Annotated in this window: 19 protein-coding genes; 8 read left to right on the forward strand and 11 right to left on the reverse strand. The window is 53.7% G+C overall.

Annotated features, from left to right (window positions below; genetic code table 11):
- Positions 1-30: 30 nt before the first annotated feature.
- Genes CODIS_RS08360 through CODIS_RS08375 form a run of 4 tightly spaced genes read right to left on the reverse strand, consistent with a single transcriptional unit; the run spans position 31 to position 4,302 of the window.
- A complete protein-coding gene (locus tag CODIS_RS08360) occupies positions 31-690 on the reverse strand; it encodes a sulfotransferase family 2 domain-containing protein (RefSeq protein WP_069123845.1) in 660 nt (219 codons plus the stop codon).
- A 22-nt stretch (positions 691-712) separates the two neighbouring features.
- Positions 713-1,843: a glycosyltransferase gene (locus tag CODIS_RS08365; protein ID WP_069123848.1), complete on the reverse strand. Its 1,131-nt coding sequence runs from the start codon at positions 1,841-1,843 to the stop codon at positions 713-715.
- On the reverse strand, positions 1,827-3,194 hold the full coding sequence (locus tag CODIS_RS08370; protein ID WP_069123851.1) for an O-antigen ligase family protein: 1,368 nt from the start codon (positions 3,192-3,194) through the stop codon (positions 1,827-1,829). Before CODIS_RS08370 ends, CODIS_RS08365 begins: the two co-directional genes overlap by 17 nt.
- A 19-nt stretch (positions 3,195-3,213) precedes the next feature.
- A complete protein-coding gene (locus CODIS_RS08375; RefSeq protein ID WP_069123854.1) occupies positions 3,214-4,302 on the reverse strand; it encodes a glycosyltransferase family 4 protein in 1,089 nt (362 codons plus the stop codon).
- A gap of 146 nt (positions 4,303-4,448) precedes the next feature.
- On the opposite strand from CODIS_RS08375, the gene CODIS_RS08380 reads away from it, so the two are divergent.
- Genes CODIS_RS08380 through CODIS_RS08390 form a run of 3 tightly spaced genes read left to right on the forward strand, consistent with a single transcriptional unit; the run spans position 4,449 to position 7,705 of the window.
- Positions 4,449-5,516, forward strand: coding sequence for a glycosyltransferase family 9 protein (locus CODIS_RS08380; RefSeq protein WP_235615162.1), 1,068 nt, complete (start codon positions 4,449-4,451; stop codon positions 5,514-5,516).
- Positions 5,513-6,613: a glycosyltransferase gene (locus tag CODIS_RS08385; RefSeq protein WP_069123857.1), complete on the forward strand. Its 1,101-nt coding sequence runs from the start codon at positions 5,513-5,515 to the stop codon at positions 6,611-6,613. Before CODIS_RS08380 ends, CODIS_RS08385 begins: the two co-directional genes overlap by 4 nt.
- Before the next feature lie 18 nt (positions 6,614-6,631).
- Complete coding sequence (locus CODIS_RS08390; RefSeq protein ID WP_069123859.1) at positions 6,632-7,705, forward strand: glycosyltransferase; 1,074 nt, start codon at positions 6,632-6,634, stop codon at positions 7,703-7,705.
- A 235-nt stretch (positions 7,706-7,940) separates the two neighbouring features.
- Here CODIS_RS08390 and CODIS_RS20925 read toward each other — a convergent pair whose 3' ends face one another.
- The 3 genes from CODIS_RS20925 to lpxL all read right to left on the reverse strand — a co-directional run bounded on the left by CODIS_RS20925 (position 7,941) and on the right by lpxL (position 12,181).
- Positions 7,941-8,135, reverse strand: a complete 195-nt coding sequence (locus CODIS_RS20925; protein WP_154723058.1) for a hypothetical protein — start codon at positions 8,133-8,135, stop codon at positions 7,941-7,943.
- On the reverse strand, positions 8,132-11,194 hold the full coding sequence (locus CODIS_RS08395; protein WP_083220634.1) for a glycosyltransferase: 3,063 nt from the start codon (positions 11,192-11,194) through the stop codon (positions 8,132-8,134). Before CODIS_RS08395 ends, CODIS_RS20925 begins: the two co-directional genes overlap by 4 nt.
- A gap of 75 nt (positions 11,195-11,269) precedes the next feature.
- Entirely contained in the window at positions 11,270-12,181 is a 912-nt protein-coding gene (gene lpxL / locus CODIS_RS08400; protein ID WP_069123862.1) for an LpxL/LpxP family Kdo(2)-lipid IV(A) lauroyl/palmitoleoyl acyltransferase, read from the reverse strand.
- Between the two features lie 323 nt (positions 12,182-12,504).
- On the opposite strand from lpxL, the gene hldE reads away from it, so the two are divergent.
- From hldE to waaA, 3 genes are read left to right on the forward strand one after another with little or no spacing between them, the layout of a single operon-like run.
- Entirely contained in the window at positions 12,505-13,929 is a 1,425-nt protein-coding gene (gene hldE / locus CODIS_RS08405) for a bifunctional D-glycero-beta-D-manno-heptose-7-phosphate kinase/D-glycero-beta-D-manno-heptose 1-phosphate adenylyltransferase HldE (RefSeq protein WP_069123865.1), read from the forward strand.
- Positions 13,919-15,703, forward strand: coding sequence for a lipid A export permease/ATP-binding protein MsbA (gene msbA, locus CODIS_RS08410; protein WP_235615163.1), 1,785 nt, complete (start codon positions 13,919-13,921; stop codon positions 15,701-15,703). The genes hldE and msbA overlap by 11 nt, the downstream gene beginning before the upstream one ends.
- Positions 15,704-15,724: 21 nt before the next feature.
- Positions 15,725-16,990 (forward strand): lipid IV(A) 3-deoxy-D-manno-octulosonic acid transferase, encoded by a 1,266-nt coding sequence (waaA, locus tag CODIS_RS08415; protein ID WP_069123868.1) that lies wholly within the window; start codon positions 15,725-15,727, stop codon positions 16,988-16,990.
- Positions 16,991-17,008: 18 nt separating this feature from the next.
- Here waaA and CODIS_RS08420 read toward each other — a convergent pair whose 3' ends face one another.
- Entirely contained in the window at positions 17,009-18,766 is a 1,758-nt protein-coding gene (locus tag CODIS_RS08420) for a mechanosensitive ion channel family protein (RefSeq protein ID WP_069123871.1), read from the reverse strand.
- 359 nt (positions 18,767-19,125) lie between these two features.
- On the opposite strand from CODIS_RS08420, the gene CODIS_RS08425 reads away from it, so the two are divergent.
- Positions 19,126-20,640 (forward strand): FMN-binding glutamate synthase family protein, encoded by a 1,515-nt coding sequence (locus CODIS_RS08425; RefSeq protein WP_069123874.1) that lies wholly within the window; start codon positions 19,126-19,128, stop codon positions 20,638-20,640.
- A 43-nt stretch (positions 20,641-20,683) separates the two neighbouring features.
- Here the strand turns inward: CODIS_RS08425 and rpiA are convergent, their stop codons facing one another.
- Entirely contained in the window at positions 20,684-21,343 is a 660-nt protein-coding gene (gene rpiA / locus CODIS_RS08430) for a ribose-5-phosphate isomerase RpiA (RefSeq protein ID WP_069123877.1), read from the reverse strand.
- A 330-nt stretch (positions 21,344-21,673) separates the two neighbouring features.
- Between rpiA and ilvA the strand changes: the two genes are divergently transcribed.
- The gene (gene ilvA, locus CODIS_RS08435; RefSeq protein WP_069123880.1) at positions 21,674-23,194 is read left to right on the forward strand and encodes a threonine ammonia-lyase, biosynthetic; all 1,521 of its coding nucleotides are present in this window, start codon (positions 21,674-21,676) and stop codon (positions 23,192-23,194) included.
- Between the two features lie 279 nt (positions 23,195-23,473).
- Here the strand turns inward: ilvA and CODIS_RS08440 are convergent, their stop codons facing one another.
- Entirely contained in the window at positions 23,474-23,824 is a 351-nt protein-coding gene (locus tag CODIS_RS08440; RefSeq protein WP_069123883.1) for a hypothetical protein, read from the reverse strand.
- Positions 23,825-24,019: 195 nt separating this feature from the next.
- On the reverse strand, positions 24,020-24,607 hold the full coding sequence (locus tag CODIS_RS08445) for a 5-formyltetrahydrofolate cyclo-ligase (protein ID WP_069123885.1): 588 nt from the start codon (positions 24,605-24,607) through the stop codon (positions 24,020-24,022).
- Positions 24,608-24,623: the final 16 nt, after the last annotated feature.

Raw genomic sequence — 24,623 nt, forward strand, 5'->3', positions numbered from 1 at the left:
TAGCAGGCTCCAGATTGAATCGATTTCTGTTCATGGATCGAAACTGTATCCCAATCCCTCGATATCCTTGCGGAAGTGGTCACCCACCAGGGCGGCCAGTTCGTCGCTGTAGTAACTTCGGTAGTCTTTTTTTCTGTCCGTCGCCTTGCGTTTGTGAGGCAGCTTCAGGTTAGGTACACCGATTCGCTGGGTGATCGTATTGAAGTCATCGCTCAGGTTTTCGTAGTGGCCGATGAAATCGACCAGGACTTTACCTTCGAGATCGATCAAATAGTCGAGCTGCGACTGAATCGAAGTATCGACATGGTATTGATAGGGTCTTTCGGGGTCGAGTTTCCAGTGCATGAATTGCCCGAAGTCGTCGATATGGGCAATCAGATGGGGGCGTTCGCGGCGAATATGGTGGTAGGAGCTGACCTGCAGGTCCCAGGGATTGCGCACAATCGCAAACTTGAAAAGCTGATTGAAGAATGGTTCAGGTAGCATCTCCTTGGCGGCGACGATGCGTGAGTGCCTCGGGAACTTGCTGCCAAGCCGATGACCGCTGAGGTGGCTGAGGCGTGAACAGACGAACATGGGGTAATACCAGGGATCGCGCCAGCGCAGGGTTTGCAGGGCCGCACGTACACTGGTACCACCGGTTTTGGCAATGTGCACAAAAAGAAAGTTGTATTTGACTGACAACAGCATCGGTATGACTCTTAATCGACTGTTAACAGGCCTTGGCAAGGCCCATAATTTCCAGATAACGGCTGGCGCTCTGGTGTGCATTGTATTCCTCTACGGACTCGCGCAGAAGGCTTGACACAGGCGGGTTATCGAGCACCTTCTGCATGGCCTGGGAGAGCGCCTTCCAATCGCCGACCGGGACCAGTGGTGCAATGCGCCCCCGATCGAGCAGTTCACTCGGGCCGCTGGGGCAGTCGGTGGATACCACTGGGGTGCCCAGCGCCATGGCCTCGGTCAATACATTCGGAGAGCCTTCCCATCGGGAAGAGAGCACAAACAGGTTGGCCTGTTTCATATAGCGATAGGGATTGGAGGTGAAGCCGGGTAGCGCCAGCGCTTCACTGATGCCTAGCTCATTACTTAGGGTGAGCAGGTTTTCCCGCTGGCGACCGTCACCCAGGATGATGAGCCTGCAGGGCCGGTGTTTGCGAAGATCCGCAAAGGCACGCAGCAGGGTGGCGAAATCCTTCTGCAGCGTGAGGCGCCCGACAGCGAGAATCAGGGGATCTTCGGACTCGTTCTCCCAGGGGTATGGTGCCGGAGCTGACGCCGCCTCTATCATGCGGGGCGTGATGACCGGGTTGCGGATCACCACAACCTTTTCCTGATCGACACCGGAAATCGCCAGGGTATCTTGCCTGACACCCTCGGATACCGCGATGATGCGGTCGATGTGGGGGTAGAGCAGGCGGATCGGCTGCTGACGTAAAAACAACCGCCAGCGTGACTTATGGGCAAATGCGGCAGTCAGGTTGGTACCCAGGCGCAGTACCAATCGGGTATTTGAGGCGCCCGCCAGGGCGCGGGCGATGACCGCCATGCGTCCTGCCCTGTCCTTCGCCGCGAGCAGGCAGGGAGGCCGTCTCCGTCTCAGGTAGCGGGTGAGGGGTATGAGGCTGGTGGCGGTGTGACGAGTACCCAGATCGATGCGGTTGACCGTGGGATGAATCTCATCCAGATGCCTGCTTCGGGTCTTGATCAGCAGCAGGTCGATACGCAAGCCACGCTCGGCCAAGGCGTTCACAAGATTCAGCACCATGCGTTCCACGCCGCCCTCGCCGGAAAATGATGCAAGAATCGACAGCTCCGGATGCACCTCAGCCTGCCTGCTCATGTTCTCCCCGCCGTTTGGTCGGATGGTAGGTAGCCAGTCCGAAGGCGAGCGTGGCACCGGCTATGATCAGCCAGTAAAATCGCCAGTTCCAGTGCAGGTGTCTGAAGTCGGTCAGGCTGTAGATGGCGATGAGCATGAAATTACTCATCAGGAATGCGAGAAAATAGATCGAGACTCTTTTTCGCCGGTAACTCTCCATCAGTTTAGAGATCATCACACCGCTGATCAGGGCTACCAGTACGATACCCAGCATACCTAGCTGAAAGACCACTTCCAGATAGGCGTTGTGAAGATGATCGAAACTGGAACCCGGGGGATCTTGCAGGGCGATATCGTTTTCCGCCTCAACCAGGGCGTGGGTTGTGCCTGGACCCCATCCGAATAAGGGTCTTTCCAGCCACTTCCGCAAGCCGAACTGCCACAGATGGAGGCGATAGGAGGAAGAACCCAGGGGAGCGTTTTCGAGCCCCTCGTTGACGATGGCGCTCCACTCGTTGCTTTCACTGGCGATGCGCTGGCTGATGGTGTTCCAGTTCACGCTGAGGATAACGGCGGCAACCACTACCAGACCGATAATAGGGTAGCGCAGCCGGATTGGACTGTGTTGACGGGGCGGTTCGGCAAAGCGCAGGGTCAAAAAGAGTATTGGCAGGGCAAACAGCATCGCCAGCCAGACCCCCCTGGACTGGCTGATGATAAGACCCTGGGTGAAAAACAGTACGGCCAGCAGGGTCAGGCCCAAGCGCAACGCGACCCGTTGTCGGGTAGTGCCGTGTTTAGCGTCGATCCAGTACATACCCAGCGCCATTAAACCGAGTATCGCTGCAGCGCAGTCAAAACCCAGGATGATGGGTTTGCCGAAGTGGAGCCCTGTGCGCACGCCTTGTAAGGTCTGTGTCAGGGTTTCGCCATCCAGGGCTGTGATCATGCCAAGGGCGAATCCGCTGAACATCAGGGAAATGCTGATCGGGATGCGATAGGTCGATTGGCTCAGCCACCAGGCCGGAATAAAAAACAGAAACAGCTGAATCCAATCCCTGGCCTGGTTCAGCTGGGTCTTCTGTTCGGCGACTATCTCCCCGGTGGACCAGTAGGCGCGTACCAGGATATAGATGATGGTCAGGAGGCAGAGCCAGGTGATGGACTGGGACAGCAGGTCTCTCCATGCCTGCCTCGACAGCATCAAGCCGATAATCATCATACCCAGACCCAGATTGGCGCCCGCGATGCTCAACAGGGCGAAGAACGAGAACAGATAGAGGCCGATCAGGCCGATCCAGTTGCCGATCCGCTCATGCTGTGTTGTGGGTGCGTGTATCGGGATAAGGCTGGCCCGAAATATCTCCAACATAACCTAGGACCTGTACATATCAATTTCTCAGACCGATCGCGCGGGCAATGCCTGCCGCTCTGTTGGTCCAGCTGTAGGCAGCGGCATCCTGCCGCGCCTGCTGCGCAAGTTTACCTGCCAAGCGGTGATTGTGCATAAGTGTTTTTATCGCTGCTTCCCAGGCTGCCGGGTCTTCCGGGGGCGCCAACAGAGCATTCCGGCCATGTTCCAGGATCTCTCTGATGGGAGGGATGTCGCTGGCGACGATCACCCTACCCGCGGCCATGGCCTCGAACAGTTTCATCGGGCTCATCGCGTCGGCAGTGCTCAATGACTGTTGGTAGGGCAGCACAACCAGCTCGCTCTCTGCATAGAGTGATGCCACTTCCCGGTGGGGAACGGCTGGTTGGTGATGAAGATTGGGTAATTCCGTCAGTCGATCCTCACAATCACCCACCAGGCGCACTTCGCCACTGCCGCTCGCTGCCAGGTGGGTCAGGATCTGCAGGCCGCGATCCCTGCTGATCCTGCCGAGATAGATGATCCTGGGTCTGGCGAGTCGTTCCGGTTCAAGGTCGGGGAGTTCCTCGAAGCGTCGCAGGTCGACGCCGGATGGGCTGACATGGATGCGTGTTTCGTCGGCACCCGCCGCCACCAGGGCCGCCGCTGCGCTTTGGCTGATCGGAATCAGGCAACCAATCAGTCTCCGGCGATGGTAATCGATGATCGTGTCTAACATGCCCTTTTGATGCATCGGTTGCAGCGTGTGCACCTCGAAGTGGTGGGAAATACCTTGTGCGCCCAATCCCAGGCTAAGTTCGGGTGAGCGAACAAAGACCGCTCGAGCCTTGCGCAGCTGACGTTTATAGAAACGTGGGAAAAGAGATGTCGGCCAACGACGGTGCAGTAGCTGAACACCTCGAATATCGGGTGTGTTCGAGATCCCCATCTCCTCGCATCGCTGCTGCGGTGTAACCGTCTTGTGCCAGGGAGGCAGGTAGAGCCGGGTCTTTACCCCGATATCCGCCAGGGCGGCGACCGTATGTAAGGTCTGGATCAGATTGGCGCGGTTGCGGTGCAACCGGCTGCGGCCCAGATAGATCAGCTCGGGATTGTCGACTTTCTGCATGCGTTGAAACTTTAAGCTAACGGCTAACGCTAACATATTCGCCGGCCAGCTTGTACTATAGGCGGAATCCAGGGCCGATTGGATGCATCTAAACAGGCCCTGACGGGACTATACGCAGAAATTGGTCATCCGCCACCCAAAATACCGTGAAATTGTCTGATCTTGAGAATCCTTCGATCCTGATCGTTCGCCTGAGCGCCATCGGTGATATCGTGTTTGCGACGCCTTTGATACATGCCATACGGCGCCGTTATCCAGAGGCGCGCATCAGTTGGCTGGTGCAGGCGGAATCGAAAGACCTCCTGGAGTGCCATCCGGAGTTGGACCAGGTTCTCGTCTGGCCGAGGCAGGCGTGGGAGAGTCAATGGAAAAAGCGACGTTGGCTGGATCTGTGGCGAGCGATCCGTCATTTCAGACAAGGATTGAAGGCGCATCGTTTCGATGTGGCACTGGATGTGCAAAGTTTGATGAAAAGCGGCTTTCTGACCTGGTTGTCAGGTGCCGAGCACCGTATCGGTCTGGGTTCCAGGGAGGGGAGTCAATGGCTGATGGATCAGGTCATCGCGAAAGGGGGGGAGCCGGCTCGCATCGCATCCGAATATCATCACTTCGCTCAGCAGCTCGAACTGCCCGTGGATGAGTTCGAGATGCACATCGGTCTGAGTGATGAGGATAACTCCCAGGCGGATGCCTTGTTGACGGCACATGGACTCGAGCGGGGTTTCATCGCGATCTGTCCTTTCACCACCCGGCCGCAAAAACACTGGTTCAACAGTTCCTGGAATGAGTTGCTAATTGCAATCGGGCAGCGATGGCAGTTGCCCGTAGTCATGCTGGGTGGGCCGGGTGACAGGTCATCTTCATTGGCGATTGGAGGGCGAAACCAGGCTCTGATCAATCTGACGGGTGAAACAACCCTGCGCCAGGCGGCCGCCCTGATCAAAAGGGCCAAGCTGATCATCGGTGTCGATACCGGTTTGACCCATATGGGAATCGCGATGAATCGCCCCACTCTCTGCCTGTTTGGATCGACCCGGCCCTACCTCGATACGACGCACGAGAATGCTGCAGTGATCTATCATCCACGGCAATGCTCACCCTGTAAACGCAAACCCACCTGTAACGGATCATTCGACTGTATGCGGGATATCAAGGTCACGGAGGTGATGCGTCACGCGTCCCGCCTGGCCGGTCTCGATGGGAGGGTGAGGTGAGGGTTCTGCACATCGAGGCGGGGATGCATCTCTATGGTGGTGCCAGACAGGTCGTTTATCTGTTGTCCGGCCTGCAGCACCATGGTGTCGAATCACACTTGGTCTGCCCGTGTGGTAGTGCGGTGGCGGAGGCGGTACGCGAGATTGGCGTTAGGGTGGAGGAGATACCCATGGGCGGGGATCTCGATTTGGGACTGATATTTCGCCTCAAACGCGCCATCCAAGGCGCTACCCCCGATCTGGTGCATATTCACAGTCGACGTGGGGCCGATATCCTGGGCGGAATTGCGACACGCCTGTGTGGGATTAAATCAGTATTGTCACGACGAGTCGACAACCCCGAGCATCCGTTGTTGGTGATGGCGAAATATCGCCTCTATGATCATGTAATCGCCATATCTCAGGGTATTGCCGATGTCTTGAGCCAGGAGGGCGTGCCGGCGGATAAGCTGGTCTGCGTACGTAGTGCCGTTGACGTGGATCTCTATCAGCAGCAGTGTGACAGGGCCGGGTTCAGAGCACAGTTTGGTCTGGCCGAGGATGCCTTGGTCATGGGTGTGGCTGCACAATTGATTCCCCGCAAGGGGCATCGTTATCTGTTGCTTGCACTGCCGAGGCTGATACAGTCATTTCCTCATCTGCATCTGTTGGTGTTCGGCAAGGGGCCATTGCGTGAGGTGCTTGAACAACAGATCGAGGTATTGCAGCTTCAACAGCATGTGACCTTGGCCGGTTTTCGCGATGATCTGCCACAGCTCCTGCCTTGTCTCGACCTGTTGGTGCATCCGGCCTTGATGGAGGGATTGGGTGTTGCCTTGCTGCAGGCGGCAAGTGCCGGCCTGCCCATCGTGGCTGTTGAAGCAGGCGGCATGCCGGAGGCGGTTGAGGATGGGGTGAACGGTCTGTTGGTGCCGCCAGGCAGTGATGAGGCCTTGGCTGACGCAATCTATCAGTTGCTGGATAACGAGGAGCTGCGCCGGCGGATGGGTGAGTCCGGCAGAGAGAAGATGCGGCGTGGGTTTTCCGTGGAACAGATGGTGTTGGGGAATCTGGCTGTCTATCGGGATCTGTTGAATCTCCCCGAGGTGACGGGCTAGGGCCTGTTAGCACTAATAATGTCAGGGATACATTCGCTCCAGCTGATCGGCAGTAAATCCTTTGGTGGCGCGGAACGCTGGTTTCAACGTTTTTCGCTGGCTCTGGCAGAGATGGGACATCCGACTGAAATCGGTGTACGCCGTGGCCATGAACTCGATGGGGACCACTGGTCAGACCTGACCCGACATGCGCTTCCCATGCGTACGGTATGGGATCCGCTGTCGCGATTCGAGGTGAGACGACTGGTCAGGCAGTTGCAACCGGATATTGTACAAACCTATATGGGCAGAGCGACACGACTGACCCATCTCCCACCTGCGGGCAATACGGTACACGTAGCCCGGCTCGGCGGATACTATAAGCTGGACGGCTATCGACATGCCCATGCATGGATCGGCAACACCAAAGGTATTTGCGACTACCTGTTACAGGCGGGACTGCCGAAAAACCGTATCTTCCACCTCTATAATTTTGCCGAACTGCCCGTGCCGGGGCTGCCGCCGGAAAGCTTAAAGAGGGATCTCGGCATCCCCGAAGATGCCTGGGTGTTGATGACCCCGGGAAGGTTTGTACCCTTCAAGGGGCATCGGTTCCTCCTCGAGGCGCTTGCCGGTTTGCCGGCTGTCGTGGCCGGACGTCCCGTATGGCAGGTGATTTTGGGTGACGGTCCGCTGAAACAGGCATTGCACGATCAGGCCAGGGCGTCCGGTATCGATGAACGAATCGTCTGGGCCGGCTGGCAGCTCAATCCGGATGCCTATTATCGCCTTGCGGACTTGATCGTATTTCCCTCCACATACGCCGAGCCCTTCGGCAATGTCATTATCGAGGCCTGGGGTTACGCCAAGCCCTTGGTGACATCGGCCTCCATGGGCGCAAGCGAGGTGGTGCGGCATGAAGAGGATGGGCTGATGTTCGAGTGTGAAAATGCACTGGCATTGTCACAGGCGATTGAACGGGCATTGAGTGACGACGCACTCAGGCAGGAAATGGCGGATGCCGGTCGCCTGCGTGCGGTTAGAGAGTTTGCCCGGGATACCATCATGCAGGCCTATGTGGAGCTCTACCATTACCTGTTGGAACATCGTTGATCGTCAATATATCGCAGTCGTGTAATCTGAATTGCTATTGTTCGGCCGCAAAGGATATATCAACATGTAGGGTGCGGCTTGCCGCACCAATAAGAGGATATTTGAAAGTACACGGTGCGGCAAGCCACACCCTACATATTGTTTATTCAACGTACCTACTTGGTAGGAAATCCCACAGGTCACCATGTGAAACAGAGAAGCATTCACGGTTCGTCTTCCGCAGTTTGATGCCAGGTCAGAGCAAGTGGTTTTTTATATGCAGGGCGATCCATTTACGGTAGTAGCGTAGCAGTGGCGCCAAACCAGGCCAGAATGGCACTCCCCTTTTGAGCAATGGCAGAAAGGGCAAGGCATAGACAAACACTCTTGATGGAGCGAGGTAGCTGTTGCTCGATTCAGTGCGGTTTTTGACGCGTTTTGCCGTTTTCACGAGTGCCTCACCACTTTCAAGACTCTGAACATGAAGTTCCATAGATGGGTGGGAAGGTCGGCGAACATGGCTGCTTTCCAGGGCGCATTGAGTAGGTTGTGCCACACGGCGCGCGGATGGAACAGCAGGCCGCCAAGCCTGATGGGTGGTGATTTTAGGTTCAAGATGTTCTCATGGCCGAAGTCTTCACTATGGGCAAGCCCTGTAATATGCTCAATTTCATCCCTTGTGGGATAGATGATGGCCCGTTCCAGGAGCGCGAAGCCATAAGGACGCAGTCGATCGAAGTCCACACCCGTCAGGCGGTAAGCCTTGACAAATGCTTCCGTGCTCGACTGTACGCCGGCATGTATTTGTTTGATTGATTCATTGCATTGTATCTCCGCCACTCGATCGGCGGTGTCATTTGGTTTCAGTATCGGTGATATCGCCCCGTCATCATCCGCATAGCCTGTGGTGGTGGCTTCCAGAGATCGTGCACCCTGTTCAAAGAGCTCTTCGAACTCGGTGGCTGTCTTAAATGCCTCCGGGTCACTATCGGCCTCATACAGCAGGCCATGGACTCTGTTATCCTCACCGAATTCCTTATGTATCTTGCCGACAAAAGCGAAATAGTAACCGGACATCTTAGGGAAGTCGTCCCGATGGCCAAACGCACTCTTGAGATATTTCTGGATCGTCCCGTTCCATCCGATATCCACAAAGGCGACAGTGTCGTGGGAGAAGAATCCCAGCTGTTCCAGGTAGCGTTCAAGGCGCTCCCGGCAAAGGCTGCCGTATGCTCTGATCTTGCGCTGTACTTCAGGGTCATCGAGAAAATCCTTCAGACGTTTGTCCCGATGGTCTGTGAGAGGCTGATCCATCTCCTCGAAACCGTGGCGATGGGCCAGTGATTCGAACTCCGTCCTTTGCAGGCCAAAGGTTTTCAGTATCGACAGAAGGCCCTGCTGTTTTGGATTGAACAGCGCCATGCGCGCCTGATCGAGGGTCATGCCCTGGCTGATCGATGCTGCCATAATGGTTTTTCTGGACGCATAGAGATAATCAACCTGCGGGCAATCATCACCTTTCCACAAGGGATAGAGCTGTTGGAAGATAAATCCGTCTCTGGCAATGAAATAGAGTTTGTCTACCCGGTCCCGTCTGACAGCCTCTGTCAAGCCGGCCATGAAGATATTGAATAGGGGGCCGAGCCGATGGCGCCCATAATGGTAGAAAAAGCCGGGTTCAACCTGCTTACCCTGTTGTTGCGACAGTAGTGCATCGTATACCTGCGAGAACCACATGCCGGGCCAGGGGCCGCCGTAGTGGCACATCTCGTGATGGAGAATTTGATGCTTGCGCCGCGTCAATTCATGCTTTTCATGCAGGTGCAGGCCAATCCCGCCCTGCGCCAGCAGCGCCTGACTGTCGGAGATTGGATTGTCTCCGATATGCAGCAGATCCTCCGGCTGCCATTGATGTTGCTCCAGAATATGTTGAAACAGTTTGCCGGAGTGTTTGCATAGGCCTGATTCTGAAGAGACGTGGAGTTCGTCCAACTGGCCCAGTAATCCTTTTTCGCTCAGGATTTCCCGGATATGCCGTTCACCAAGGTACATGTCCGATGTGGCGATGACCTTGAGACCGTGCTGTCTGATCCAGCTCAGCAATTCAACCATGTCCGGTTTGACGTAGAGCGCAAGACACTCCAGCTCTACCTCGATTTTATGAATCAGGGTAATAAGCCGGTCATTGGGAGCGTCGGAATCCAGCTCATTTACCCAGTCGTTGACCAGGTCGTCGAAATGGCACTCTCCGTCCCCGCTGTTTTCACGCGCTGCCGCACGTAAATGCTGTTCCGCATTCTGCCGGGCCTGCCATACGCTTTCCGTGTTATGGTCTCCGCCCAATATCGCCGCAAGTTCACGGCATACCGCCATCTGTACCGCCTCAGGGGGTTCGATAACCCGGGCCAGCAGCGTGTCGAAGATATCGAAAGAGACACATTTGAGCCGCTGACGATTTTTAAGTATGACCGCCTTGGTCTCTGCTATATCGTGTATGCGATGGGCGTTTCTGTTCAGGAACCGTGTCACCCGGCTTCGGAGGCGCTGAATGGGGCTTACTATCCTGTTTCCCAGTCGGTACGATGTGCTGTTATAGATGGCGGATATCTGTTGTTGATAATTCTTTTCAGTTTGCCTGATTTGTTGCGTCAGCAGATTGATATCTTGCTTATGGGACGCCTCTCTTTGATTGACGGCGGCTTGCAGATTGTCGCCCAACCAGCCTATCTGCTCTGTGATGAGCAGCAGATTATTGTTGCTGTGCTGGCTGGAGTGGGCAAGTATTTCAGGGATTAAGTCACTCAATAGCTGAGCGGTTTCAATATTGGCCGTGACAGGATTCTCCTGGATGGTATTGGTAGCGTGTATTCGGTATTGCACCAGTGCGCTGTCGGCCAGCAGGGCAGTCTTGTAGCCTGCAAAGATCAACCTCAGGACAAATTCATAGTCGTGCACGTAGCGAAAATCGGCGAAACCGCCATGCTTATCGTATATATCGCGACTGAAAAAGAAGTTCGATGTGGTGATCAACAGATTACCCTTGCACAGACCGGTGAGCAGCTGGTTGTTTTTCCGATAGTTGTCGAGCAATCCTGTGTACCACTGAGTCCAGTGGCTGTCCGGGTCTGTCATGGGCGTACCATCGGCAGTGATCGGTTGCACGCCGGTTGCCAGGAAGGCGATACCTTCCTGCGTTGCTTTGGTGTGGAGTTGCAGCAATCTGTCTCGACTGTAGATGTCATCCGAATTGAGTATTGTCAGGAAGTCTCCCTTTGCCAGTGTCAGCCCCTCGTTGATAGTGTTGTGGGCGCCCTGGTTTTGTTTGTGCCGGCTACTATGAATTCGTTTGTCCGTATACCTGTTGATCACACTCCATGAGTCATCATTGGAGCAATCATCAATGATTATCAATTCCCAGTCACTGAATGATTGCTGGAGCACGCTGTCGATCGCCTGCGCAATGTAGCGTGCATGGTTATAGGAGGGGATGATTACGCTGATTGCTGGCATCTATAGAACAGGCTCTGGAAAAAGGCGTTAGTATAGCCGTCACAGGGGGATGTGAAAAAGGGTTGTTGAGTGGCCCTAGTAGGGGTCCGGAATCACTTTTCGTTTTTTGAAGCGCCGATGTATCCAGAGATATTGTTCAGGCGCATAATCGATGGCCTTCTCAATCAGCCCGTTGATGTGCGTGGCATCCTGCACTGCGTCCTGGGTTGGGAAGTCGGCCAAAGGTGGATGTATGATCAGGCGGTAGCCACTGCCGTCCTGCTTACGGAAGCCGCTGAACAGAATGACATCGGCGCCACTGATCTTTGCCAGACGGGATGTGGCTGTATTGGTGCCGGCCGGTTCACCGAAAAATGGCGCCAAGGTACTGTTACGTCCTTTAAAACTCTGATCCGGGGCATACCAAACAGGAAGATTCTGCTTCAGTGTCCTCACCACCTGGCGTATTTCGTTGCGCGGTATCGCCGCTTCGAAGCGCATGCGACGATTTCGACTGAATGCCCATTCGATGACCGGGTTTTCATGTGGTCGGTACATCACCGCTATCGGTTGGAACAGGCTCAGCAGCCTTCCGGTAATCTCCAGGTCGGTGAAATGGGCACTCAATAATATAACGCCTTTACCTCTGTCCAGGCTCTTTTGCAGGTGTTCAATCCCCTCGATATCGATCAGTGATCGCAGTTTGTCATCATTGGCCCACCAGGCGAATCCTATCATCACGATGCCGATACCCAAGGAATGGAAGTGCTCGCGCAGCAGTGCTTCGCGTTCGGTTTCGCTCATCTGGGGAAAGCAGATGCTTAGATTGACGGCGGCGATATGTCTACGTTTGGCTGATAACCGGTAAACCAGTTTGCCGATCAGACGACCTATGAGTAGAGCCGACCGATAGGGAACGGACTGACTCACCAGCCATAATACGCCCAGACCCGCCCATGTGGGCAAGTAGAGTGGGGAGTAGGGGGAGTGTTTACGCTTTTTTGCCATCAGCTGCTGTACATCAACCTGGATTCAGCTTGTTACCTTTATTGCGTCGATTGTTTATTATGCACTGATATGCCGTTAATACCCATTGAGTAAAGAATTGTACTTTTTCAGGCAAAAAGGCCCTGTTGGACGCCGAAACAGAGGTTCCATGGTCATAATGTTCCGGTGGGGTATACCGCACCGGCTTACTCCGGGCAGGTGATATGTCATTGAGCGGTGGATAAGTTGCCTCAAATATCATTTGGCAGCGATTTTCTTGCCGGAAACACCCTCAGTGTATAATGTCGCTTAATCCGTAACCCAGCTGATATGTTAACTGTTTGATGCAATTTCATCTTCCCGACTTTAGTCAAGCGCATGTCCTGGTGATAGGCGATCTGATGCTGGATCGCTATTGGCAGGGCTCCGCCGCCAAGATCTCCCCCGAAGCACCGGTGCCTGTGGTCCATGTGAGCGAAAGTGAAGAGCGCCCAGGCGGTGGCGCCAATGTAGCGCTGAATATGGCTTCCCTGGGTGTCAGGGTGGGTCTGTGCGGCCTGGTGGGCGAGGATGAGGCGGGCGCCGCCCTGGCAAAACATCTTGAACAGGCTGGCGTGACCTGTCATCTGCAGGTGGAGAAAGGTTTGCCCACCATCACCAAGCTGCGTGTGATCAGCCAACACCAGCAATTGATCCGACTCGATTTCGAGCAGCCGCTATGGGAGTGTGATCTGTCCGAGCTCGAGGGACTCTGGCTGCAGCAACTGCCCGCTTCTGAGCTGGTGATTCTATCGGATTATGCCAAGGGCACACTGCAACAGCCACAGCGCCTGATCGATGCCGCCAATGAGCGGAGCATACCTGTCTTGGTGGATCCGAAAGGCGGAGATTTTTCCAAGTACAGGGGTGCCACCCTGTTGACCCCCAATCTGAAGGAGTTCGAAGCGGTTGTGGGGCGCTGCAGATCGGATCAGGAACTCAATGACAAAGGCGTTGAGCTAAGACAAAAGCTCAACCTGAAGGCCCTGCTGATCACGCTTAGCGAGCGCGGCATGCTGTTGATCGATGAGGATGCCCCGCCATTGCATCTGCCAACCCGTGCTCGTGAAGTGTTTGATGTGACCGGCGCCGGAGATACGGTAATCGGTGTGCTTGGCGCCGGCATCGCTGCAGGCATGCCCATTCAGGAGGCAGCCGGATTGGCAAATGTGGCCGCTGGCCTGATGGTGGCGAAGCTTGGCGCCGGCAGCGTCTCCCTTGGTGAGTTGAAGGGCGCTCTGCGCAGGCAAGGGGACTTCCATACCATCCTGAGCCGGGATCAGTTGCGCGAGGCTACGGATGAGGCGCGCTATCAGGGTGAAAAGATAGTCATGACCAACGGTTGTTTCGATATTCTGCACGAGGGGCATGTAAGCTATCTGCAGCAAGCCAAGCAACTGGGTGACCGTCTGGTGGTTGCCGTTAACGATGACGATTCCGTGAGGCGCCTGAAGGGCGAAGGGCGGCCGATCAACAGTATCAAACAGCGGATGGTGGTGTTGGCCGGTCTGGCATCGGTGGATTGGGTTGTTCCGTTCAGCGAAGATACACCCGAGTCATTGATCTGTGACATCAAACCTGACCTTCTGGTGAAGGGCGGGGATTATCGGCCGCAAGAGATAGCCGGCTATGATTGCGTAGTGAATAACGGCGGTGAAGTGAAGGTACTCGAATACCTCGAAGGTGTCTCCACCAGTCGTATTGTCGAGGCCATGCGCGATGCAGAATGAAACCGGCGCACCATCCGGCCCCGGCATGACAGGTCGCGAGCTCTATCTGCGACTGTTAAAGCGGGTGCGTCCCTATTGGCGCCAGTTCAGCGGTGCGTTGGCCGCCATGGTGGTGTTGGCATTGACCGAGCCGGCCATCCCCTGGCTGATGAAGCCGATGCTCGACGGCAGTTTCGTGGAAAAGGATCCGGCGATTATCTTCTGGTCGCCGATCCTGTTGATCCTGCTCTTCTCCATCCGTGGCATCATGAACTTCATCAGCGGAGTCGCCTTCGAGTGGGTTGCCGGCAAGGTGGTACTGGATCTGCGCAAGATGATGATTGAACGAATCCTGACCATGGGGACACCCTATTTCGATGCACATGCCACCGGGAGCCTGATTTCAAAGGTGACCTTCAATGTCAACCAGGTGACCATGGCGGCGACCAAAGTGCTTACAACCCTGGTCAAGGATACGATCGTTATCATCGGTCTTCTCGCCTACATGCTCTATCTCAATTGGTTGTTGACCCTGGCCGTATTTATGGCAATGCCGATTATTGTTGTCGCGGTGCGTTATCTGGCGATCCGGCTGCGGCGGGTTAATCGGGCCTTGCAACAGACCATGGGAGTGATGACCCAGGTTCTCGAGGAGTCGATCAGGGGTCACAAGGTGATAAAGATCTTTGAGGGTCGGCCCTATGAACAGCGGCGATTCCTGGAACGCGCGAATTGGGTACGCCGCTATAACATGAAGAGCAAGGTGGCCGGTTCCGCACACATGCCTTTGGTTGAGTTCGTCGGTGCCGCGATGATAGCGGCATTGGTCTATGTCAGTACCCACCAGACCGCAGCGGGGGAGTTGACCGTTGGTGGTTTTGTCTCTTTGATGGTGGCCATCGGATTGCTGTTTTCACCGTTGAAAAGGCTCACCGGTATCAATCAGCCGCTGCAAAAGGGATTGGCGGCGGCTGAGAGCGTGTTCAGTCTGGTGGATGAGCAACCCGAAGCCGATAACGGTAACCGCTTATTGGAAAATGTCGAGGGAAGAGTCTCATTCGATGCGGTCTCTTTTCGTTATCCCGCTATGGATAAGGATGCCTTGAAACCGATCAGTTTCGAGATGGAGCCTGGTTCGACGGTTGCGCTGGTTGGGCATTCCGGGGGAGGGAAGACAACCATCGCCAACCTAATCCCCCGCTTTTATACTCCAACCGGTGGGCGGATTCTGATTGACGGTATCGATATACAGGAGTTGAGTCTGATCAGTTTGCGCAGGCAGATCTCATATGTCGGGCAGGATTCGGTATTGTTCGATGATAGCGTGGCGGCAAATATCGCTTATGGCGCTGTCGGCGAGGTCAGCCAGGAGCAGATCGTCGAGGCGGCTAAAAGCGCTCACGCCCTGGAGTTCATCCAACACCTGCCCGATGGATTCGATACCGTAATCGGTGAGGATGGGGTTCGTCTTTCAGGGGGGCAGCGTCAGCGTTTGGCCATAGCTCGGGCGCTAATCAAAGATGCGCCTGTCCTGTTGCTCGATGAAGCGACGTCGGCATTGGATACCGAATCGGAGCGGTATGTCCAGGCAGCCTTGAAGACCTTGACTCAGGAACGAACGACACTGGTGATCGCGCACCGCCTTTCCACCATTCAGCATGCAGACAAGATCCTGGTGATTCATGACGGCGAACTGGTTGAAGAGGGTAAGCATCAGCAATTGATCGATCAAAAAGGCGTCTACTATCAACTCTGCCACCATCAGTTCAGCGACCAGTTTGAGAGTTTGGAATAAGTAAACCGAGACGGAACGTCGATGCGGTATCTATATACACTCATTTTCACACTACTGCTCCCGGTCTATTTTCTGCGGCTCTATTGGCGGGGTTTCAGGGCGCCTGCCTACCGACAGCGTTGGCTGGAGCGATTGGGTATTTTCGATACACCTATTGAGCAGGGCGGTATTTGGGTGCATGCGGTTTCGGTGGGTGAGGTGCTTGCCGTTGCCCAACTGGTCGGGCGTCTTCTTGACCGCTACTCCGATATGCCGTTGCTTATCACCACCACCACACCCACAGGGGCGGACCGGGTCAGGGCATTGTTTGGCAATGATGTGACTCACCTCTATGCGCCGATCGATCTGCCATGGGTGGTAAAACGCTTTCTGACGGCTTTCCAGCCCCGGCTGCTGATACTGGTGGAGACAGAGATATGGCCCAATCTGATCTGCCACGCCAAACTGGAGGGTGTACCTACTCTGCTTGCCAATGCCAGACTTTCAGTAAAGTCTGCCCAGGGCTATCATCGGGTCGCAGGCTTGACTCGGGAGGCATTGCGTAATCTTACCGTGATTGCCCCTCATGCGGAGGCGGATGCAGAGCGTTTTCATACACTGGGTGCGAAACCCGACAAGATCGAGGTGACGGGCAGTATCAAGTTCGACGTGCACCTGCCGGGGAGTCTGTTGGAGCGGGTCGATGTGTTGCGGCGTGAGTGGGGAGGGCAACGACCGGTATGGATCGCAGCAAGTACCCATGAGGGTGAAGATGAGTTGATATTGCAGGCGCACGCCACCGTTCAACAGCATCTTCCCGAAGCGCTGTTAGTTTTGGTCCCCCGCCATCCCGAACGATTCGAACGGGTTGGACATCTGGTTGAAGAGGCTGGTTTTAAACTCGTAAAGCGTACTCAGCAACGACCCTGCAATGATGATACAGCCGTCTTTCTTGGTGACACAATGGGTGAGTTAACCCTTTTCCTGGGCGCATCGGACGTTGCTTTCATCGGTGGCAGCCTGGTCCCCCATGGCGGCCACAACATACTGGAGGCGACCGCCCAAGGTGTCGCTGTTGTGTTTGGCCCTCATATGTTCAACTTCAGTGAAATCAGCGAGCTGTTTCTTCAACACCAGGCGGCGGTTCAGATCGATTCCGCCGAGACGCTGGCCGATCAGGTGAGCCGTTGGCTCAGTGACGCCAGTGAGCGTAGTCGTGTGGGTGAAGCGGGCAGGGAGTTGGTGGAGCAGAACCGCGGTGCGCTGGATCGTTTGACCCAGCTTGTGGACAGGCTGCTTGTGAGCTGAGTGTTAACAGGCCCTAGTTCACGATATGGGTGGAAAGACCACAGGCGGTGGCTTGGTGCCGGTACCTGTAGTCTCTGCAACAATGGATTTGGCGTAGGATTGGCCCAGTGCAAAGGCCTGCCGCTGATCCATCTCTGATATTGAGTCGGCGGTCTCATCCTCTTTCTTCATATAGAGGGTTTGGGTGGGGAAAGCGAATTCAACCCCCAATCTTTGCGCCAGGCGCAATATATCGAGCATAAAGCGATGTCGTTCCCGCAGTTCGGTATTCCATTCCGGCGTCTCCCAAAAGACATACAGCAGCACATCGAGAGATGAAGCGGCAAATTCATTCAGATAGGCATGGTAGTAATCCTTGCGCATATACGGATGTTGCCTTACCAACTCTCTGACGCCTTCGCAAAAAGCCTCGATACGATCGGGTGGTGTGTCATAGGTGAGTGACAACTTGCACGATAGGCGTCGATAGCGTCGCTCACCCATGTTGTCCACCGTGGCGGTTATGAATTTGGAGTTGGGCACCGTCACCACCGAATTGTAGAAGGTCCTGACCCGGGTACTGCGAAACCCGATTCGTTCGACGGTTCCTTCCACATCATCGACAACGATCCAGTCACCTACGGAAAAGGTACGGTCCATCAGCACTGTTACCGAACCGAACAGATTTTGCACCATATCCTTTGCCGCCAGGGCAAATGCCAGACCACCCAGCCCAAGACCTGCCAGCAGACTCGAAATGTCGATATTCAAGTTGTCGGCAATGAACACAAAGCCGATTACCGTGACGAATACCTTGAGGGTGCGGGGTATAAGCGGAACCAGTGCATCATCCAGTTTGTTGGCTGACAGCTCTGCCTGTTTGTGCAGATAAGCAGAGACCAGGTCGACCAGTCGATAGGCGGCCCATACCCCGGAGATGCTGGCCAGGAACTTTACCGCCAACAGCAGCACCAGCATGACACTTTCGGGCAGGCCCATCAGGTTGATGCTGCCCCACCAGACGATAGCCATCGCCATCAGACCGAGAGGGCGTAAGATATCCTCTGATATCTCTTTGAACTCGTCATGACGGGTGCCTTTGCGCCAGCGGCGAACGCTGGTTTTGAGGAAGAATGTGACGAGCTTGTCGATGATAACGCCGGCCAGGATTGTCAGTAAAAGACCGATCCATTGCCAGTTTTGCAACAGGAAAGTGGATTGTTTCAGTGGTAGGGGCACCTTTTGACGCAAGCGGATATGCCAGGGGACATATGAGGCTTCATCATCCTTACCGCTGACACGTTCTGTGGTCGCCACCTCATCCATTATAGTTGGCAGGCTGTTGATGGTATTGCGATCGAAAAGCCATCGTCCGGAATCGGTGCGGGAAATGGCCACTTCACCCCGCTCATAGCGCTTGAACAGATACCTCGATCCATCGACACGATTAGGTATCTTTTCAATATTGATAATCTCTGTGCGATCGAGCACTTCCAGCAGCATCCAGGCCAGATCCTGCCCCCGCTCTTTTCTCACGATTGGGTTGATGTCGGAAAGATCGAGGGTGGACACCGCCGCCTCTATCCTGTCCGGTGCGCCGCGTTTGATATCGTTCATGGCATGGAGGAAGGTCTCCATGGTGGCGCGGGGCGAACTCAGGTTTTCCGGAATGGCCTCCTTGGCACTGACTTCGGGTTCTGAGGTCTTTTCCGAAACCTGCTCAGCCCAGCCTGAATCTGCCGCAGTGAGAAGAATTACGATTAAGATCAATTGCTGCCATATATTTCTAAAGTGCATGTTCCCACAACTCGTTTTCTGTAATTGGCGGCTATTTTAGGGTCGAAACAGAAAATATTCATCCAATGCGTGGATTAAGTTCCTGCAATTGATGCCGATATCAAGGATGAAACTTCGGGATTGATCTCGTAGGGTCTGCCGGAAGTCCACATGCGGATACCATCAAGGAAGATTATTATAGAGTTTGAGTCAGCTATGCCCGCGATGGAGAGTGATGGAGCACGATCGCGGAGGCCATTCACTATTGCATAAGCCCGAAAGCGGACACTGACCGGAGCCCCGTAGGTTGTAGTTTCAATCAGATCTCATCTTGCTCTGTAGCTAGATTACTACAGTCAGTGAAATTGCAGGGGGTTGATATGAATGAAACCGGTCTTACAAATGGGGGCTTTCTGTACGGGACCCTGGAAGTCTTTGCCATCGCGTTGCTTCTGCTGCTGGCTGGTCTGCTCGTTGCAGTCATCGTTACCTACATCTATGACATTACGCAGACCAAGACAGCGATTCGCCGCAACTATCCTGTGATCGGGCATTTCCGCTATTTTTTTGAACACCTTGGGGAGTTCTTCAGGCAGTATTTCTTTGCCATGGACCGGGAGGAACTGCCATTCAATCGTGCCCAGCGTGCCTGGGTATACCGGGCGTGTAAAGACTTGCCGAATACTGTTGCCTTCGGTTCAACCCGGGATATTCGTCGTCCCGGTTCGATTCTGTTCGTCAACTGTCCCTTCCCGACCTTGGGAGAGGATGCAGTACCGTCTGGAGCGATTACCATTGGTGAAGGTTGCAGCCATCCCTATACCACCGATTCGTTGTTCAATATCTCCGGGATGAGTTATGGGGCGTTGTCGAAACCGGCTGTATTGGCACTCTCAATGGGGGCAAAGAGAGCTGGCAGTTGGGTCAATACAGGCGAAGGAGGCGTCTCTCCCTATCATATCGAGGGTGGTGCGGATATCGTGTTTCAGATCGGCACTGCGAAGAATGGCGTGCGTGATCTTGCTGGCAATCTTAGCGACGACAAACTCCGTGAAGTCGCACGTAATCCACAGATAAAGATGTTTGAGATCAAACTCAGCCAGGGAGCAAAGCCGGGTAAGGGTGGCATTCTGCCTGCTGAAAAGGTTACCCGGGAGATCGCGGAGATAAGGGGTATTGCCCTTGGTGAGGATGCCATCAGTCCAAACCGACATGTCGATATATGCAGTAACAACGATCTTATGGATATGATCAAACGGGTAAGGGATGTCACGGGAAAGCCGGTTGGATTCAAGACCGTGATCGGCGGCCCTCATTGGTTGGATGGATTGTTCAAGGATATCAAAGCCAGGGGAGTGGAGTATGCACCGGACTTCATTACCCTCGATGGCAGTGATGGCGGGACGGGTGCGGCACCGATGCCGCTTATCGATGCGGTCGGACTGTCATTGCGGGAGAGTCTCTATATCTTAGTGGACAAACTCAATGCGCATGGTCTGAGAAAGCGCATCAAAGTCATTGCTTCGGGAAAGCTGATAACGCCGGCGGATATAGCCTGGGCGTTGTGTGTAGGGGCGGATTTCGTCACATCTGCCCGTGGTTTCATGTTTGCGCTGGGCTGTATTCAGGCTTTGCAATGCAATAAGAATACATGCCCCACCGGCATCACGACCCATGATCCAAAACTGCAACAGGGGCTGGTGCCTGCGGTGAAGGCTGAGCGCATAGCGAACTATGTGGGCCACCTGGTGCACGAGGTCGGTGTCATAGCCCACTCTTGCGGCGTCAAGTCACCCCGCGAACTGCGCCGATGTCATGCCAGGATCGTAACCGCGGACGGGCCGTCGGTTGCACTTGACGAGCGTTTCCCACCGGTAAAGGAGAGCGAGGCATAGGTCGGGCTACTCTGTTCTGAGGGCTTGGCGCTGTTCGGTTAACCTATTTTGGCACTACTGTCTTGGCTCCCTGTTCAGTGCCTAAAATCAGTACGTCGGCACCGCGCATGGCAAAGATACCCGTCGTGACCACACCCGCAATGGCATTGATTGCATTCTCCATCTCCCTGGGCTTCATAATCTCAAGATTATGGACGTCCAGGATGGCATTGCCGTTATCGGTGACGAAGTTTTCCCGCCAGATAGGGGTGCCGCCCATTTTAACCAGCTGCCGCGCCACATGGCTGCGAGCCATGGGAATAACCTCGACCGGGAGTGGAAAAGAGCCCAACACATCGACCAACTTGCTTTCATCCGCTATGCAGATGAATTTTTTACTCGCCCCTGCGATGATCTTTTCCCGGGTGAGTGCACCCCCTCCACCCTTGATAAGATTAAGATAGTGATCCGATTCGTCTGCACCATCGATATAGATATCAAGCTCTCCCGCGGCATTGAGGTCCAAAACGGGGATGCCGTGACTCTTCAAACGCTCCGATGATGCCTCCGAACTCGAGACTGTGCCTTCGATCTTACCTTTGACGCCAGCCAGATAGTCGATGAAGTGATTAACCGTTGAACCGGTACCGACACCTATGATGCCGCCTTTGACATATTCAAGCGCAGCCTCTGCGGCCTGTTTCTTAAGATCGTCTGCATTCATACTATTCTCCTGCTGCGGTCATTTAACTGGACCGCAGAAATAATCACCGCACCGAACAAAGTCATTTTCACAGTTCAGATTAGAGATCCAAAAAGTAAATTATAGGTGCCAGATGGCAAAGATCGGTCGATAATTTCCTGCGGCAGCCCCATAATCTGGAAAAGTAACTACACATTGGCCCAAAATATAGGGTTGGTATTGTGTTACCAAAGCTTTTTCTTCGAGTGTGCGTAATAATAACCATACCAATGAAGAAAGTCAGGTCCACTGGTGGGAAACCGGCTGTTACCATGCCATTGTCACCAAGGGTGTCTGTTATCGGATGAGTTCATGCCACAACGTTATATAGAGAAAATACTACGCGCCCGTGTCTATGATGTCGCCAGGGAGACCCCCCTGGATAGAGCCAATCGTCTCTCGGCACGACTCGATAATCATGTTTTCCTCAAGCGAGAGGATCTGCAACCGGTATTCTCGTTCAAGCTGCGCGGTGCCTACAATAAAATGGTTAACCTGCCGGATACGGTCAAACGCCAGGGTGTGGTTGCGGCATCAGCAGGCAATCATGCCCAGGGTGTTGCCTTGGCGGCGCAAGAGCTGAAGATTCAGGCCTTGATCGTGATGCCTAAGACGACACCACCGATCAAGGTGCAGTCGGTAAAGAGTTTCGGCGCGAAGATTATCCTCGCCGGAGACTCCTATGATACGGCCTATTCCCATGCACAGACAATTGCCCAGGAAAAGGGATTGACTTTTATACACCCATTCGATGATGCAGAGGTCATTGCAGGCCAGGGAACGATTGGAATGGAGCTGATGAGACAGCATCCGTCACCGCCCGAGGCGGTATTCGTCCCTGTCGGCGGGGGCGGTTTGATTGCCGGTGTGGGTGCTTACATCAAATATGTCTATCCTCATGTGAAGATTGTAGGTGTTGAGCCTGAAGACGCACCATCACTATATACTGCATTGGCTGCAAATCGGCGTGTAAAGCTCAAGCAGGTGGGGATATTTGCGGATGGTGTCGCGGTAAAACAGGTGGGCAAAGAGACCTATCGCATCGCAAAACAGGTGGTGGATGAAGTGATCTTGGTGAACACGGATGAAATCTGCGCCGCAATCAAGGATATATTTGATGACACCCGTACCACGGCAGAGCCTGCCGGGGCATTGTCGATTGCCGGGTTAAAGCGATATGTGAAGCGCGAGGGGCTCATCGGCAAAAACCTCATAGCCATCAATAGTGGTGCGAATATCAACTTCGATCGACTGCGACACGTGGCTGAACGTGCCGAGTTCGGTGAGCGAAGAGAAGCTCTGTTCGCTGTTCAAATACCGGAACAACCCGGTAGCTTTCTGCGTTTCTGTAAACTGATAGGAAAACGCAGCATCACTGAGTTCAATTATCGTTACAGTGATCCAAATCGTGCACAGATCTTTGTTGGCATCGAATTGAGCAACGGTGATGAGGAAAGACAAGCGCTGTTCCAGCGATTCATTGATAAGGGATATTCCATTGTGGATATGACCGATAACGAAACAGCCAAACTGCATATCCGTTATATGGTTGGTGGACACGCCCAGGGTCTTGAGGGAGAGAAGCTGATACGATTTGAGTTTCCCGAAAGACCGGGTGCACTGCTCTATTTCCTGAATAATTTGGGTACCGACTGGAATATCAGTCTGTTCCACTATCGTAATCATGGCGCCGCCTATGGACGTGTGCTTATGGGTATTCAGTTATCGAAAGCGGATAGAAATACCCTCCTCAGACGCTTAAAGAAACTCAACTATCCGTTTTGGGATGAAACCGATAATCCAGCTTACAAGTTGTTTGCGGGTGCCAGCTAGGCTCACCATCATGATCGGTATGTCAGATCTGCTTCATCTATGGGAGGGGGTATTGACCCTATGATCTCCCGTAACCTACCCCACACTCATGCGGTAGCTATCGACTGATGTCGTTAACGTTGTTTATTGCGTTTCATGTGCCTGTGGGAATGTTTTTAACTATATGATATTAAAGACATAAATAACAATTATTGTGGTGCGTTACAGGTGGTAGGCTATGGCGTTGACAATAAAAAAACCCCGCAGTGCGGGGTTTAGTGCAGTTAAGAAATAACAGACTTATCTGGCTGTTCTTTTCTTACGTGGGGTCACTTTCCTGGGACGCGCAGGTCTCTTCTTAGCGACCTTCTTTTTGGTTGCCTTTTTCTTAGCAACCTTCTTCTTTGCGACCTTTTTCTTGGCCACCCTCTTTTTGGTTGTAGCTTTCTTTTTAGCTACCCGTTTCTTTGCTGTCTTTTTGGCAACTCTCTTTTTGGTTGCCACCTTCTTCTTCGTGACTTTCTTCTTGGCTGCGACTCTCTTCTTAGTCGTTGCCTTCTTCTTGGCGACCCTTCTCTTAGCGGGTGCCTTCTTGGTTGTGGTTGAACGTCTAACAGTTGCCTTCTTTTTGGCGGCCTTTTTCTTCGCCATTTACATTCCCTCCCGAGAGAACTACCTGAATAGATGAACTGAGTATAATTCAGCTTTTAAAAAAATCCAGAATAGATGGTAATCTTTTATCAATTATTTCAAATCGTTGTTGATATGCAACACTTGCTAAGTGATGTTGATGGGTATCGATGAGTCTAAATATGATGATCTAAACGTCCAGTTTATATGTTTTTGCTATTTGAACTTGTATATTGCTGCTTCTGTTATGACAGCATCGAGTGGTATATCCCAAGACTTTACCGGTAACTGTGATTGCTGTTGAAATTCATGCGCCAAACCAACCAGTGTGGGGCCTTTTAGATGGTTGCGTTTTCTTTGAAATGCAAATGTCCGGTCATAGTATCCACCTCCCATACCCAATCGATTGCCTTCTCTATCGAATGCAATCAGGGGTACGAACACTAGATCAAGAGTCCATGGCATGACCAGCTTGCTATGATTGTGATTCGGTTCAGGAATACCAAATCGATTTGTTGTGAAGCTCGAACGAGATGTAAAAGGCGCAAACCATAGCCCACGGGATGGCCGCTCTCGCAGCACGGGTAAAAAAGTGGATTTGCCAGTATCAAGTGCGAGTTGCAACAAGGGTGACGGATCCATTTCACCCCGTACGGCGATATAAAAAGCGATGCGACGGCTATGTCTGAAGGGCTTGTAGTTTGTAGCCAGTCGGAGGACCTTTCGGCTATGGAGCTTGAGTGTTTGTAGGCTCAGCTGCTGCCGATGAGCCTTGATTTGACGGCGGATATGGTGAGCTTCCATGGTTTGAGCGGGGTTG

It is taken from the genome of Candidatus Thiodiazotropha endolucinida, assembly GCF_001715975.1.
Taxonomy (GTDB): domain Bacteria; phylum Pseudomonadota; class Gammaproteobacteria; order Chromatiales; family Chromatiaceae; genus Thiodiazotropha; species Thiodiazotropha endolucinida.

Excerpts from the sequence above, each read along its gene's own strand:
- CODIS_RS08420 (WP_069123871.1), bottom strand. The coding sequence starts at position 18,766 with ATGCACTTTAGAAATATATGGCAGCAATTGATCTTAATCGTAATTCTT.
- CODIS_RS08395 (WP_083220634.1), bottom strand. The coding sequence starts at position 11,194 with ATGCCAGCAATCAGCGTAATCATCCCCTCCTATAACCATGCACGCTAC.
- CODIS_RS08390 (WP_069123859.1), top strand. The coding sequence starts at position 6,632 with ATGTCAGGGATACATTCGCTCCAGCTGATCGGCAGTAAATCCTTTGGT.
- CODIS_RS08365 (WP_069123848.1), bottom strand. The coding sequence starts at position 1,843 with ATGAGCAGGCAGGCTGAGGTGCATCCGGAGCTGTCGATTCTTGCATCA.
- waaA (WP_069123868.1), top strand. The coding sequence starts at position 15,725 with ATGCGGTATCTATATACACTCATTTTCACACTACTGCTCCCGGTCTAT.
- ilvA (WP_069123880.1), top strand. The coding sequence starts at position 21,674 with ATGCCACAACGTTATATAGAGAAAATACTACGCGCCCGTGTCTATGAT.
- CODIS_RS08370 (WP_069123851.1), bottom strand. The coding sequence starts at position 3,194 with ATGTTGGAGATATTTCGGGCCAGCCTTATCCCGATACACGCACCCACA.
- CODIS_RS08440 (WP_069123883.1), bottom strand. The coding sequence starts at position 23,824 with ATGGCGAAGAAAAAGGCCGCCAAAAAGAAGGCAACTGTTAGACGTTCA.
- lpxL (WP_069123862.1), bottom strand. The coding sequence starts at position 12,181 with ATGGCAAAAAAGCGTAAACACTCCCCCTACTCCCCACTCTACTTGCCC.
- CODIS_RS08375 (WP_069123854.1), bottom strand. The coding sequence starts at position 4,302 with ATGCAGAAAGTCGACAATCCCGAGCTGATCTATCTGGGCCGCAGCCGG.
- rpiA (WP_069123877.1), bottom strand. The coding sequence starts at position 21,343 with ATGAATGCAGACGATCTTAAGAAACAGGCCGCAGAGGCTGCGCTTGAA.
- msbA (WP_235615163.1), top strand. The coding sequence starts at position 13,919 with ATGCAGAATGAAACCGGCGCACCATCCGGCCCCGGCATGACAGGTCGC.
- CODIS_RS08360 (WP_069123845.1), bottom strand. The coding sequence starts at position 690 with ATGCTGTTGTCAGTCAAATACAACTTTCTTTTTGTGCACATTGCCAAA.
- CODIS_RS08425 (WP_069123874.1), top strand. The coding sequence starts at position 19,126 with ATGAATGAAACCGGTCTTACAAATGGGGGCTTTCTGTACGGGACCCTG.
- CODIS_RS08445 (WP_069123885.1), bottom strand. The coding sequence starts at position 24,607 with ATGGAAGCTCACCATATCCGCCGTCAAATCAAGGCTCATCGGCAGCAG.
- hldE (WP_069123865.1), top strand. The coding sequence starts at position 12,505 with ATGCAATTTCATCTTCCCGACTTTAGTCAAGCGCATGTCCTGGTGATA.